The 13130-nt window shown below is 59.3% G+C and carries 14 protein-coding genes and 1 pseudogene; all 15 read right to left on the bottom strand.

The window, feature by feature from the left end; translation table 11 throughout:
* A pseudogene (gene der / locus PSH80_RS05085) lies at window positions 1-1459 on the bottom strand (ribosome biogenesis GTPase Der).
* A 134-nt stretch (window positions 1460-1593) separates the two neighbouring features.
* Window positions 1594-2745 carry an outer membrane protein assembly factor BamB gene (gene bamB / locus PSH80_RS05080; protein WP_057437953.1) on the bottom strand — a complete coding sequence of 384 codons (1152 nt, stop codon included), beginning with the start codon at window positions 2743-2745 and terminating at the stop codon, window positions 1594-1596.
* On the bottom strand, window positions 2738-3379 hold the full coding sequence (locus PSH80_RS05075) for a tetratricopeptide repeat protein (RefSeq protein ID WP_057437951.1): 642 nt from the start codon (window positions 3377-3379) through the stop codon (window positions 2738-2740). The genes bamB and PSH80_RS05075 overlap by 8 nt, the downstream gene beginning before the upstream one ends.
* 41 nt (window positions 3380-3420) lie before the next feature.
* Complete coding sequence (gene hisS, locus PSH80_RS05070) at window positions 3421-4710, bottom strand: histidine--tRNA ligase (RefSeq protein WP_057437949.1); 1290 nt, start codon at window positions 4708-4710, stop codon at window positions 3421-3423.
* Between the two features lie 23 nt (window positions 4711-4733).
* Window positions 4734-5843, bottom strand: coding sequence for a flavodoxin-dependent (E)-4-hydroxy-3-methylbut-2-enyl-diphosphate synthase (gene ispG / locus PSH80_RS05065; protein WP_057437947.1), 1110 nt, complete (start codon window positions 5841-5843; stop codon window positions 4734-4736).
* 2 nt (window positions 5844-5845) lie between these two features.
* Window positions 5846-6841 (bottom strand): RodZ family helix-turn-helix domain-containing protein, encoded by a 996-nt coding sequence (locus tag PSH80_RS05060; protein WP_198818063.1) that lies wholly within the window; start codon window positions 6839-6841, stop codon window positions 5846-5848.
* The gene (gene pilW / locus PSH80_RS05055; RefSeq protein WP_057437943.1) at window positions 6841-7599 is read right to left on the bottom strand and encodes a type IV pilus biogenesis/stability protein PilW; all 759 of its coding nucleotides are present in this window, start codon (window positions 7597-7599) and stop codon (window positions 6841-6843) included. The genes PSH80_RS05060 and pilW overlap by 1 nt, the downstream gene beginning before the upstream one ends.
* A gap of 12 nt (window positions 7600-7611) precedes the next feature.
* On the bottom strand, window positions 7612-8760 hold the full coding sequence (gene rlmN, locus PSH80_RS05050) for a 23S rRNA (adenine(2503)-C(2))-methyltransferase RlmN (RefSeq protein ID WP_057437941.1): 1149 nt from the start codon (window positions 8758-8760) through the stop codon (window positions 7612-7614).
* A 28-nt stretch (window positions 8761-8788) separates the two neighbouring features.
* Entirely contained in the window at window positions 8789-9214 is a 426-nt protein-coding gene (gene ndk / locus PSH80_RS05045) for a nucleoside-diphosphate kinase (protein WP_017846179.1), read from the bottom strand.
* A 91-nt stretch (window positions 9215-9305) separates the two neighbouring features.
* Window positions 9306-9506, bottom strand: a complete 201-nt coding sequence (gene iscX / locus PSH80_RS05040) for a Fe-S cluster assembly protein IscX (RefSeq protein WP_057437937.1) — start codon at window positions 9504-9506, stop codon at window positions 9306-9308.
* A 14-nt stretch (window positions 9507-9520) separates the two neighbouring features.
* On the bottom strand, window positions 9521-9862 hold the full coding sequence (gene fdx, locus PSH80_RS05035) for an ISC system 2Fe-2S type ferredoxin (RefSeq protein ID WP_016977666.1): 342 nt from the start codon (window positions 9860-9862) through the stop codon (window positions 9521-9523).
* Between the two features lie 3 nt (window positions 9863-9865).
* On the bottom strand, window positions 9866-11728 hold the full coding sequence (gene hscA / locus PSH80_RS05030; RefSeq protein ID WP_057960568.1) for a Fe-S protein assembly chaperone HscA: 1863 nt from the start codon (window positions 11726-11728) through the stop codon (window positions 9866-9868).
* A 51-nt stretch (window positions 11729-11779) separates the two neighbouring features.
* A complete protein-coding gene (hscB, locus tag PSH80_RS05025) occupies window positions 11780-12301 on the bottom strand; it encodes a co-chaperone HscB (protein WP_305419429.1) in 522 nt (173 codons plus the stop codon).
* A gap of 8 nt (window positions 12302-12309) precedes the next feature.
* Window positions 12310-12633 carry an iron-sulfur cluster assembly protein IscA gene (iscA, locus tag PSH80_RS05020; protein WP_010565230.1) on the bottom strand — a complete coding sequence of 108 codons (324 nt, stop codon included), beginning with the start codon at window positions 12631-12633 and terminating at the stop codon, window positions 12310-12312.
* 28 nt (window positions 12634-12661) lie between these two features.
* The gene (iscU, locus tag PSH80_RS05015) at window positions 12662-13048 is read right to left on the bottom strand and encodes a Fe-S cluster assembly scaffold IscU (RefSeq protein ID WP_028617851.1); all 387 of its coding nucleotides are present in this window, start codon (window positions 13046-13048) and stop codon (window positions 12662-12664) included.
* Window positions 13049-13130 lie beyond the last annotated feature (82 nt).

Genomic DNA, 13130 nt, shown 5'->3' with positions numbered 1-13130 from the left:
TTACGCTTTTTTGTCAGCCTTTTTGTTGTGGCTCATCAAGCGACGTTTCTTGTTCACTTGGCGGTCAGTCAGGCTGTTCTTGTTACCTTCGTACGGGTTCTCGCCACCTTTGAACTCGATGCGGATCGGTGTGCCGACCAGCTTCAAGACACGGCGGTAAGTGTTTTCCAGGTAACGCACGTAGGACTTGGGCACCTTCTCGATCTGGTTACCGTGGATCACGATAATCGGCGGGTTGGCACCACCCAAGTGGGCGTAACGCAGCTTGATCCGGCGGTTGTTGACCATCGGTGGCGCGTGTTCGCCCACCGCGTCTTCAAGGATCTGGGTCAGGCGGTTTGGTCGGCCAGCGGGTGACCGCCGACTTGAACGAGTTCTGTACCGAAGCGTAGAGGTTGCCCACGCCAGTACCGTGCAGCGCCGAGATAAAGTGGATATCGGCGAAGTCGACGAAGAACAACCGGCGTTGCAGCTCGACCTTGACGAAGTCACGCTCGCTTGGGGTCATGCCGTCCCATTTGTTGATCGCGATCACCAACGCCCGACCAGCCTCCAGGGCAAAGCCCAGCAGGTTGAGGTCGTGGTCGACCACGCCTTCGCGGGCGTCCATCACGAAGATCACCACGTTGGCGTCTTTGATCGCCTGCAGGGTTTTGACCACCGAGAACTTTTCAACTTCCTCGTGGATCTTGCCGCGCTTGCGCACACCGGCGGTGTCGATCAGCGTGTACTTCTCGTCGTTACGCTCGAACGGGATGTAGATGCTGTCGCGGGTGGTGCCGGGCTGGTCGTAGACGATTACCCGGTCTTCACCGAGCATGCGGTTGACCAGGGTCGACTTGCCCACGTTGGGGCGGCCGATGATAGCGATCTTGATCCCGTCTTTTTCACTCGGGCCAGGAATGCGCTTGGCTTCCTCACCTTCAGCGACGATCTCTTCTTCGCCTTCAACTTCTTCGGCGTCATCCTTGGGGAAGTCGCGCAGGGCGATTTCCAGCATCTGGGTGATACCGCGACCGTGGGCACCGGCGACAGGAATCGCGTCACCCAGGCCCATCGGGCTGAATTCGGCACGGGCCGCTTCAGGATCGATGTTGTCGATCTTGTTGGCGATCAAATAGGAGCGCTTGTTACGTTTGCGCAAGTGCTCGCCGATCATCTGGTCGGCGGCGGTGTAGCCCGCACGGGCGTCCACCAGGAACAACACGACATCAGCTTCTTCAATGGCCAGCAGCGACTGCTCGGCCATCTTTTCGTCCATGCCATGCTCGTCACCGGAGATACCACCGGTGTCGACAATAATATAGGAGCGCCCTTGCCACTTTGCCTCACCGTATTGGCGATCACGGGTCAGACCGGACAAGTCGCCGACGATGGCGTCGCGAGTCCTGGTCAGGCGGTTGAACAAGGTGGACTTGCCGACGTTAGGTCGGCCCACCAGGGCGATTACGGGAACCATGCGGCTCTCCACTGCGTTATTTCAGAAAATACAAAAGCCGCTGCAAGGCAGCGGCTGGTGCTCGGGGCAACACCCGAAGGTGTCGCATGCCCTGCCGAAGCAGGGCCGCCTGGGGGTTACCCCAAGCATAGTTCTTACTTGATGGTCAGGGCTTCCAGCTTGCCGCTGTTACCAAACACATAAAGCATGTTGCCTACTACCAGCGGACGCGCACGCAGGCCGTCGCTGTCGATACGTTCACGGCCGACAAAGCGACCATCTACCTGGCTCAGCAGGTGCAGGTAACCTTCCAGGTCGCCTACCGCTACATAGCTGGAGAACACTTCCGGAGCCGACAGTTGACGGCGAGCCAGCGAGTCATTGCTCCACAGGGCTGTGGTGGAACGCTCATCGACGCTTTCAACGGTGCCCGATGCCAGGCTCACGTAGACGCTGCCAAAACCTTGGGCGACACCGGCGTAGCTGGAGGCATCACGCTGCCAGAGGACGCGGCCGCTTTGCAGGTCCAGCGCCGCGACACGGCCCTGGTAAGTGGCGACGTACAGGGTTTCACCCGACAGCAGCAAGCCGCCGTCGATGTCCACCACACGGTCCAGCTCGGAACGACCTTGCGGAATGGCGACCCGCGATTCCCAGGCTGGCACGCCGTTCTGGGTATCCAGGGCGACCACTTTACCGGTCGAAAGACCTGCCAGCGCCAGGTTATTGGTCACAACCGGACCACTGGTACCGCGCAACGTCAACACCGCAGGGGTGCTGTCGTACAGCCAGCGCTGCTCGCCGGTGTTGGCGTCAAGACCGATGACACGGTCATCCTGGGTCTGCACCACGACGATATCGCCGTTGGTGGCAGGCGGTGCGAGGACTTCACTGGTCACGCGAGCGCGCCATTTCTCTTCACCGGTGCTCGAATCCAGGGCCACGACTTCGCCTTTCAGCGTGCCGATCATCACCATGCCGTAACCCACGCCGACGGCGCCGGAAACAGGCAACTCGAGGTCTTTCTTCCACTTGACGTCGCCGTTCATGCGATCCATGGAGATCACCACGCCGGTCACGTCAGCGGCCACAATGTTGTCACCGTCGATTGCCGGTACCAACATGTTGTAGGTGTCGCCCTGGCCGTCACCGATAGAGCGGCTCCACTGCTTTTGCAGGACCACTTCTTCCTTGAAGCTGGTCAGCTCGGCCGGAGGCAGTTCTTTTTTGCTGTTGCTGCTGCAACCCGCGGCCAAAACGGCCAGAGCCAGCAATGCTGCATGTTTCCAACGGATCACGTCACGCATCCCCTTTGGCCAAGTCGTCCAGCTTGATTTGTAAGCCACCGACCGCTGCTTCATCAGACAGCGCAGCCTTGGCTTTTTGGTACGCAGCATTGGCTTCGTCGGTACGACCCAATTGGACCAGCAGGTCGCCCTTGAGCTCTTCGCGAGTGGCTACAAATGCCTTGTCAGCATCGCCGTCGAGCAGTTTCAGTGCTTCGTCGGCCTTGTTTTGTGCGGCCAGGACCTGGGCCAGGCGCTGACGTGCGATTTCACCCAGGGTCGGGTTGCTCGGCTTGTCGGCGATGGCTTTGAGCTCGGAGGCTGCATCATCCAGCTTGCCGGTATCGACCGCGACTTTCGCGACGAACAGGCTACCGTATTGGGCGTAGGTGCTACCGCCAAATTCGTTTTTCAGCTTGCCGGCCAGGTCCGCCACTTGGGCAGGATCAGGCTTGCCGGTAGGCGTCAGCGTGGTTTCCAGCAGTTGCTGATAGAGCATCGAGGCGCCTTGCGACTGATTGCCCTGATACTTCTGGAACGCCTGCCAACCGAACACCACCACCAGCGCCAGCAGGCCGCCAGTTACCAGGGGTTTGCCGTTACGCTGCCACCAGTCTTTGAACTCGGCCAGCTGATCATCTTCAGTACTCGACACCCCAATACTCCTTAATCGCTAAATTCGGCTGTTTGACAGCTTCAACCCTGCACGATGCAGGTGGCCAAGTGCGCGGCAAGCGCATCAAAGGCAATGCTTTGTTGTTCGCCCTGGCCACGCAGGGGTTTGACACTTACCACTTGCTGGGCCAGTTCATCGTCGCCCAGGATCAGCGCGTACAACGCGCCGCTCTTGTCGGCTTTCTTGAATTGGCTCTTGAAGCTGCCAGCGCCGGCATTGACCTGCAGGCGCAGGTTCGGCAGTTGGTCGCGCAACTGTTCGCTCAAGGCCAGGCCAGCCAGTTCGGCTGCCTCGCCAAAGGCGCACAGGTACACGTCCACCTGACGGGAAATTTCTTCAGGGATCTGCTCCAGGGTTTCCAGCAGCAGGATCAGCCGCTCGATGCCCATGGCAAAACCCACGCCCGTGGTCGGCTTGCCACCCATCTGCTCGACCAGGCCGTCGTAACGACCACCGGCACACACGGTGCCCTGGGCGCCGAGCTTGTCAGTGACCCACTCAAACACGGTCTTGCTGTAGTAATCGAGGCCGCGCACCAACTTGGGGTTGATCACGTAGGGAATCCCGGCCGCATCCAGGCGTGCCTTGAGGCCCTCGAAGTGCGTGCGGGACTCGTCGTCCAGGTAGTCGGCCATTTTCGGCGCGTCGACCAGCACAGCCTGGGTCTCGGCGTTCTTGGTATCAAGGACGCGCAATGGGTTGGTCTTCAGGCGACGCTGGCTGTCTTCATCGAGCTTGTCCAGGTGAGCGGACAGGTACTCGACCAGGGCTTCACGGTAACGGCCACGGGACTCGCTGGTGCCCAGGCTGTTGAGCTCGAGCTTGACCGCGTCGCGGATGCCCAGTTGGCCCCACAGGCGCCAGGTCAGCACGATCAGCTCGGCGTCGATATCCGGGCCATCGAGGTTAAAGACTTCGCAACCGATCTGGTGAAACTGGCGATAACGGCCTTTTTGTGGGCGCTCGTGGCGGAACATCGGGCCGATGTACCACAGTTTCTGGGTCTGGCCACCACCGGTGATGCCATGCTCGAGCACAGCGCGCACGCACGCGGCGGTACCTTCCGGACGCAAGGTCAGGGAGTCGCCGTTGCGATCTTCGAAGGTGTACATCTCTTTTTCGACGATGTCAGTCACTTCACCGATGGAGCGCTTGAACAGCTCGGTGAACTCGACGATTGGCATGCGGATCTGCTTGTAACCGTAGTTATCCAGCAGGCGCGCGACCGTGCTCTCGAAATAGCGCCACAGGGGCGTCTGTTCGGGCAGGATGTCGTTCATGCCACGAATGGCTTGCAGAGACTTGCTCACATCAAATCCTTAAATTCGTTCGATCAGCCGCGAGCGATCAGCGCTGCGTCAGAGGCGACCTTCTCGGCCGCTTTCTCGCGGATCAGCCGTTCCAACTGATCCACCAGATTATCATTCGTCAATTTCTGCGACGGCTTGCCGTCGATGTAAATCAGGTTCGGGGTACCGCCGGTCAGGCCTACGTGCGCCTCCTTGGCCTCACCCGGCCCGTTGACCACACAGCCGATCACCGCAACATCCAGCGGTACCAGCAGGTCTTCCAGGCGTACTTCCAACTCGTTCATGGTTTTCACCACGTCGAAGTTCTGCCGCGAGCAACTCGGGCAGGCAATAAAATTGATGCCACGGGAGCGTAAATGCAGGGATTTGAGAATGTCGTAGCCGACTTTCACTTCCTCTACCGGGTCCGCCGCCAGGGAGATACGAATGGTATCGCCAATCCCGTCGGCCAGCAGCATACCGAGACCCACCGCAGATTTCACTGTGCCTGAACGCAAACCACCGGCTTCGGTGATGCCCAGGTGCAATGGCTGCACGATTTCCTTGGCCAGCAGGCGGTAGGCTTCTACCGCCATGAACACGTCGGAAGCCTTTACACTGACCTTGAAATCCTGGAAGTTCAGGCGTTCAAGGTGCTCGACATGGCGCAGTGCCGACTCGACCAGGGCTGCCGGGGTAGGCTCGCCGTATTTCTTCTGCAGGTCTTTTTCCAGGGAGCCAGCGTTGACACCGATGCGGATCGGGATCCCGCGGTCACGGGCGGCGTCGACCACGGCACGCACGCGGTCTTCGCGACCGATGTTGCCCGGGTTGATCCGCAGGCAGTCGACGCCCAGTTCGGCCACGCGCAACGCGATCTTGTAGTCGAAGTGGATATCGGCGACCAACGGTACCTTGACCAATTGCTTGATGCGGCCGAAGGCTTCGGCAGCGTCCATATCCGGCACGGAAACCCGCACGATATCGACGCCAGCGGCTTCCAGGCGGTTGATCTGGGCCACGGTGGCCGCTACGTCATTGGTGTCGCTGTTGGTCATGCTCTGCACGGCGATGGGGGCATCACCACCCACCGGCACGGAGCCGACCCAGATCTTGCGCGATACGCGACGTTTGATTGGAGATTCGCCGTGCATGACTATTGTCCCAACTTCAGGCGAGCGGTCTCGCCACTGGTGAACGGCGCCACGTCTACAGGCTGGCCGTTATAGGCCACTTGCGCGCCACGGGCAAAGCCCAGACGCAGCGTCAAAGGAGGCTTGCCGACCTGCTCAAGCGTATCTCCCTTACGCTTCAAAGCACTGAACAGGACTTTGCCATTGCCATCGGTGACTTGTGTCCAGCAGTCAGCGACGTAGGTAATGTGGAGACGGCCATCCCCCGGCAAGCCGGCAGGCGTCTGGGCGGCAGGTGCAGCGACTGTTGGTGCGACTGGCGCGGCCGGAGCCTGGGCCGGGACAACAGGCGTCTGGACCGTGGCGGCCGGGGCCTGGGTCACGGGAGCCGTTGGAGCCGGTGCAACGGCAGCCGGAGCTGGCTCACCGCCGGTTTCGGCAGGCTGCTGGCCCGCTTGCAGCTCAAGATTGGTTTCAGGGGCAGCCTGGCCCTGGACGACAGCCTGGTCTTCCGGCTCGTCCAAGGGGTGAATCTGGGTGGTACCGTCAGCGCTTTCGACTTCGACGTGTTCCAGGGCGTTGCTGATCAGATCCTTGCTGCGCAGCGAGGTCTGGTCCTGCCACCAGATAAAACCACCACCGATCACTGCAATCAGCAATAGCAGGCTGACAATTCGCAAAATAGTATGGGAAACCCGCACCGGCTCTTCAATACGACCGAGACCGTGTACGTTACTGCCCTGGGAATCCGTACCGGTGAACTGGTCGAATTGCTGGACCAGGATGGCCTGGTCGGTGCCCAGCAGCTTGGCATAGGCGCGGATGTAACCACGGGCGAAGGTATGCCCTGGCAGTTTGTCGAACGCGCCGTTTTCCAGGTTACCCAGGGAAGTGGTGGTCAAATTGAGCTTGAGGGCCACTTCTTCCAGCGACCAACCATTGCTTTCGCGGGCCTGACGCAAGGTCTCGCCTGGGTTTACGCGATTAGCGGCTACAACTTCCGGGTGCGCGGCTTTCATCATTGCTCCGACAGGTATTGCTGATATTCCGGGGTACCGGGATAGAGTCGTTCTAATTGCTGACCAAAACGTGCGGCCTTGTCGCGTTCTTCATGAACCGTGGCCAGGCGCACACCAAGCAATAGACTACGTGCATTTTGCCCACTGAGCAGGCTAAAACGCTCGTAATAGTCACGTGCCGGCACATAATGCCTGTCTTCAAACGACAACTGGGCCATTTCGAGCAATGCCCGTGGCTGGCGCTGATTCAGGTGCAGGGCTTTTTCCAGTTGCTGGCGGGCATCTTCACGCTGGCCGAGACGCACGGAGGTCACTCCCAGGTTCTCGAAAACCCGCGAACGTTCAGGATATAGGGTATCAGTGGCTGCTTGCTGGAAATAACCGGACGCTTGCTTATAACGCTCCTGCTGAAACAGGAAGCTGCCGTAGTTGTTGAGCAGGCGTGGATCATGGGGGCGAACAGCCAGGGCCTTGCGGTAATACTGGTCGGCCAGCTCGGGCTCGGCCTGGGCCTGGAACACCAGGGCCAACGCCGCATTCGCGTCGGCATCATGGTTGTCGAGGGCCAGGGCCATTTGCAGCGGCACCTTGGCCTGCTCGCTCAGGCCCTGGCGCAGGTATCCCAGCCCCAACTGCACATAGGCAGCACGCGCTTCGTCACGGCCCTTGCCGGTTTGCAACGGACTATCAGAGCCCGATGAAACACAGCCAACCGACAGGCTGGCAACAAGCAACAGCAGCGCAAGGCGCAAGGGCATAGAGATCCTCTCTCAGGTTCGTGTCGCGGCGTTCTGCGCCAGATCGCTGTCGGCGCTCAATTCGCGCACTGCGATGTAACGCTCGCTACGACGGGTGCGATCCAGCACCTGTCCTACCAATTGGCCACAAGCGGCGTCGATGTCCTCACCACGGGTGGTGCGCACAGTCACATTGAAGCCAGCCTGGTGCAGTTGATCCTGGAAACGACGGATGGCGTTGTTGCTCGGCCGCTCGTAGCCAGAATGGGGAAACGGGTTGAACGGAATCAGGTTGATCTTGCACGGGGTGTTCTTGAGCAACTCGATCATCTCGACCGCGTGTTCAACCTTGTCATTGATATCTTTGAGCAAGGTGTACTCGATGGTCAGGACGCGCTTTTCGCCCAGGGACGACATATAACGCTGGCAAGATTCGAGGAGCATCTTAAGCGGATACTTCTTGTTGATCGGCACCAATTGGTTACGCAATGCGTCATTGGGTGCGTGCAGCGACAACGCCAGGGAGACGTCGATGTGCTTGGACAGCTCATCAATCATCGGCACCACGCCGGAGGTCGACAGGGTCACACGGCGCTTGGAGATGCCGTAGCCCAGGTCGTCCATCATCAGGTGCATGGCCGCAACCACGTTGTCGAAGTTCAGCAGCGGCTCACCCATGCCCATCATCACCACGTTGGTGATGGCACGGTCGACGGTCGCCGGGACGCTGCCAAAGGATTTGTTGGCAATCCACACCTGGCCAATGACTTCGGCGGCGGTGAGGTTGCTATTGAAGCCTTGCTTGCCGGTGGAGCAGAAACTGCAATCCAAGGCACAGCCTGCCTGGGACGAAACGCACAAGGTGCCACGTTTGCCCTGGGGAATGTAGACGGTCTCGACGCAGCTGCCGGACGCCACGCGCACCACCCACTTACGGGTGCCGTCGCTGGAGATGTCCTCGCTGACCACTTCAGGACCACGGACCTCAGCAATCGCCTTGAGCTTGTCGCGCAGGGCCTTGCTGACGTTCGTCATGGCGTCGAAATCGTCGACGCCAAAGTGGTGAATCCACTTCATTACCTGACCGGCACGGAAACGCTTCTCCCCGATTGAGTCGAAGAATTTTTCCATTTCCTGTTGAGTCAGACCCAGCAGGTTGGTTTTTACAGTCGATGTAGTCATGGATTCACCTTCACTCTTAAGCCAATGCTTAGCGAGTGGTTACTTCAGTAGCTGCGAAGAAGTACGAAATTTCGCGAGCAGCAGCGGCTTCGGAGTCCGAACCGTGTACAGCGTTGGCGTCGATGGAATCAGCGAAGTCAGCACGGATAGTGCCGGCAGCTGCTTCTTTAGGGTTGGTAGCGCCCATCAGCTCACGGTTCAGAGCGATAGCGTTTTCGCCTTCCAGAACCTGAACAACAACAGGACCGGAGATCATGAAGGCAACCAGGTCACCGAAGAAACCACGAGCGCTGTGCTCAGCGTAGAAGCCTTCAGCTTCAGCCTTGGACAGTTGCTTGAGTTTCGAAGCTACAACCTTCAGGCCGGCTTTTTCGAAACGAGTGGTGATCTCGCCGATGACGTTTTTTGCAACAGCGTCAGGCTTGATGATGGAGAAAGTACGTTGAACAGCCATGGTGTAACTCCAGAAACGGTAATTTGCGAAAAATTAAACCCGCGAATTATACGCGGGTTCTTGGGTATTGCCTAACTGCGTAAGGGAGGCTTCAGTCCTGTTCTTCTTTCCAGGCAGTCTGGATCGCTTCGAGAACCTTTTCACCACCACGATCCCGCTCGTCTTCGAACCCTGGCAAAGCCATGACCATGTCACGCAAAGCTACAAAGTTCACCGAATAGGGATCCGTATCCGGATGGCCGTCGGCCAGCAGAATAGCGATTTCTTGCACATCAACCCATTTAAGACTCATGACACTTCCTTGAATCAGTGCGGCGCTTCGGCGGCATGGTTGAGCGAATACTTCGGAATTTCGACGGTGAGGTCTTCTGTCCCCACCTTGGCCTGACAGCTCAGGCGCGAAGTCGGTTCCAGGCCCCACGCCCTATCAAGATAGTCCTCTTCCAGCTCATCAGCCTCTTCGAGACTGTTGAAACCTTCGCGGATAATGCAGTGACAGGTGGTGCAGGCGTTAACACCACCACACGCACTCTCGATCTCGATATGGTTGTCATGGGCAACTTCGAGAATGGACTTGCCGGTCTCAGCCTCCACGACCATACCGTCCGGGCAATGCTCGGCGTGTGGCAGAAAAATGACCTGTGGCATCAGTTATTCCTCGATTTCATTCAGGTTGCGTCCCGCCAGGGCGGCTTTCACCGTCTGGTTCATACGACGGGCAGCAAAGGCATCGGTTACTTGTGAAAGGCGCTTGGTCTGTTGTTCGATGGCATAGCCATCGGTGCCTTTCATCAATTGGGCCAGTTCCTGCATCTGCAGGTCGATGACCAGACGCTCTTCAGCATCCAGCAGGCGCTCGCCGTCGGCCTCAAGGGCGCCCTGCACCGCTTCAAGCAGGCGCTGGGCATCGACTTGCTGCTCACGCAACACCCGGGCGACCTTGTCATCACCGGCGTACTGGAACGAATCCTTGAGCATCTTGGCGATTTCGCCGTCAGTCAGGCCGTAGGACGGCTTGACCTGGATGCTCGCCTCAACGCCCGAACCCAGCTCGCGTGCTGCCACGCTGAGCAGGCCGTCGGCGTCAACCTGGAACGTCACGCGGATCTTCGCCGCACCCGCGACCATGGCCGGGATACCGCGCAATTCAAAACGCGCCAGGGAGCGGCAGTCGCTGATCAGCTCGCGCTCGCCTTGCAGCACATGAATCATCATGGCCGTCTGGCCATCTTTATAAGTGGTGAAGTCCTGGGCGCGGGCGACGGGAATGGTGGTGTTGCGCGGAATCACCTTCTCCATCAGGCCGCCCATGGTTTCCAGGCCCAGGGACAACGGAATCACATCAAGCAGCAACAACTCGCCGCCATCGCGCTTGTTGCCGGCCAGGGTATCGGCCTGGATCGCGGCACCGATGGCCACCACCTGATCCGGGTCGATTTCGGTCAGCGGCTGGCGACCGAAGGCGTCGGCTACCGCTTCGCGAACCCGTGGCACACGGGTCGAACCGCCAACCATGACCACCGCGCCAACTTCTTCCAGTTCGATGCCGGAATCACGTACGGCGCGACGGCAAGCCTTCAGACTACGGGCGACCATTGGCTCGATCAGCGCATCAAAGGCTTCACGGGTCAGTTGGGCCGACCAGGAGCCGTAGGAAACTTCAACAGATGCGGCGTCAGTCAGCGCTTCCTTGGCGGCGCAGGCGGTTTGCAGCAGGTTACGCTGCTCGCCCGGATCCAGGTCGGCGGACAAACCGGCACTGGTGATCATCCAACCGGCAATGGCGTGGTCGAAGTCATCCCCACCCAGGGCACTGTCGCCACCGGTGGCCAGCACTTCAAACACACCGCCAGTCAGGCGCAGAATCGAAATATCAAAGGTGCCGCCGCCCAGGTCATAGATAGCAACCAGGCCTTCAGCGTGCTGATCCAGGCCATAGGCCACAGCTGCCGCCGTCGGCTCGTTGAGCAGGCGCAGCACGTTCAGACCGGCGAGTTTCGCCGCATCCTTGGTGGCTTGGCGCTGGGCGTCATCAAAATAAGCCGGGACCGTGATGACCGCGCCGACCAATTCGCCACCCAAGGTAGTTTCTGCACGCTGGCGCAGCACCTTGAGGATATCGGCCGACACTTCCACCGGGCTTTTCGGCCCCTGCACGGTGTCGATGAACGGCATATGGGATTCGCCGCCGACAAAGCGGTACGGCAGTTGGTCGCCCAATTGCTTGACGTCGGACAACCCACGACCCATCAAGCGCTTGACCGACAGTATGGTGTTCAGCGGGTCGGCAGACGCCGCCAACCGAGCGGACTCGCCCACTTCGATGCGGTCAGCGTGATAGCGCACGGCGGATGGCAGGATGACCTGGCCATCAGCATCGGGCAGCGGCTCGGAGAGACCGCTGCGCAGTGCGGCGACCAGTGAATTGGTAGTACCCAAGTCGATGCCAACCGCCAGGCGACGCTGGTGCGGTTGAGGACTTTGGCCGGGTTCGGCGATCTGCAGTAGAGCCATGGTAATCAGGTCTTATCTGTCTATCAGGCGTGCAATCTGTGCAGCACTGGGTTAATCGTCGAGGCGCTCTTCTAGCTGGCGCACTTCGTAAGTGAGCTTGTCGAGGAACTGCATGCGCCGCATCAGGCGTTCGGCCTGTTCACGTTGCGCTGCATCGTCCCAACAGGCTGCGAAGCTTTCGTTGAGTTCATCCTGGGCCACTTTCAGACGCCGCTTGAAGACTGCGACGCCAGCCAGATCGGCCTCGTCCTGCAAGTCTTCAAGCTCTTCACGCCACTGCATCTGCTGCATCAGGAAATCAGGGTCATGGACCGTGACTTCCAGCGGCATTTCGCCACCACCCATGGCGAGCAGGTAACGCGCGCGTTTGGGAGGGCTTTTGAGCGTCTGATAGGCTTCGTTGGGGCTGGCTGACTGCTCCAGCGCCAGGCGCTGCTCACGCTCGGAAGCGTCGGCAAAGCGATCCGGATGCACCCCACGCGCCAATTCACGGTAGCGCGTGGCAAGCTGCTCGAGGTCCAGCCGAAAGCTCGGCTGCAGCTCGAATAAAGCGAAATGACAAGGAGTACCCACAAATAGCCTCAGATGTTGAAGCTTTCGCCGCAGCCACATTCACCGCGTACGTTGGGGTTGTTGAACTTGAAGCCTTCGTTCAACCCTTCCTTGACGAAATCGAGTTCGGTGCCGTCCAGGTAGGTCAGGCTTTTCGGGTCGATGATCACTTTCTCGCCGTGACTTTCGAACACCTGATCTTCCGCAACCACCTCGTCGACGAACTCCAGCACGTAGGCAAGGCCGGAACAGCCTGTGGTGCGCACACCCAGACGAATCCCCTCACCTTTACCGCGCCCATCCAGGGAGCGTCGCACGTGCCGCGCAGCCGCTTCTGTCATGCTGATAGCCATCGTTGACTCCTTACTCGTCGCCAAATGCTTAGATCAAGCCTTTCTTCTGCTTGTAATCGCGAACGGCCGCCTTGATGGCGTCCTCTGCAAGTACCGAGCAGTGAATTTTCACGGGCGGCAGGGCCAGCTCTTCGGCCAACTGGGTGTTGCTGATAGTGACAGCTTCATCCAGGGTCTTGCCTTTCATCCATTCGGTCGCCAGGGAACTGGAGGCGATGGCTGAACCGCAGCCGTAGGTCTTGAACTTGGCGTCTTCGATAACGCCAGCGTCATTGACCTTGATCTGCAGGCGCATAACGTCGCCGCACGCCGGAGCGCCGACCATGCCGGTGCCCACATCAGGATCTTCCGCGTCCATCTTGCCGACGTTGCGCGGGTTTTCGTAGTGGTCGATGACCTTTTCGCTGTAAGCCATGGTACTGAATCCTCACTCATCAGGGCCGCTCTGGAACCCTGTAAAAACGCCTGCGTTTTCCGCCACGTTCCTACAGAGCTTG

It is taken from the genome of Pseudomonas sp. FP818 (genome assembly GCF_030687335.1).
Classification (GTDB): Bacteria; Pseudomonadota; Gammaproteobacteria; order Pseudomonadales; family Pseudomonadaceae; genus Aquipseudomonas; species Aquipseudomonas shahriarae.
This window is presented reverse-complemented; position numbering and strand designations above follow the sequence as displayed.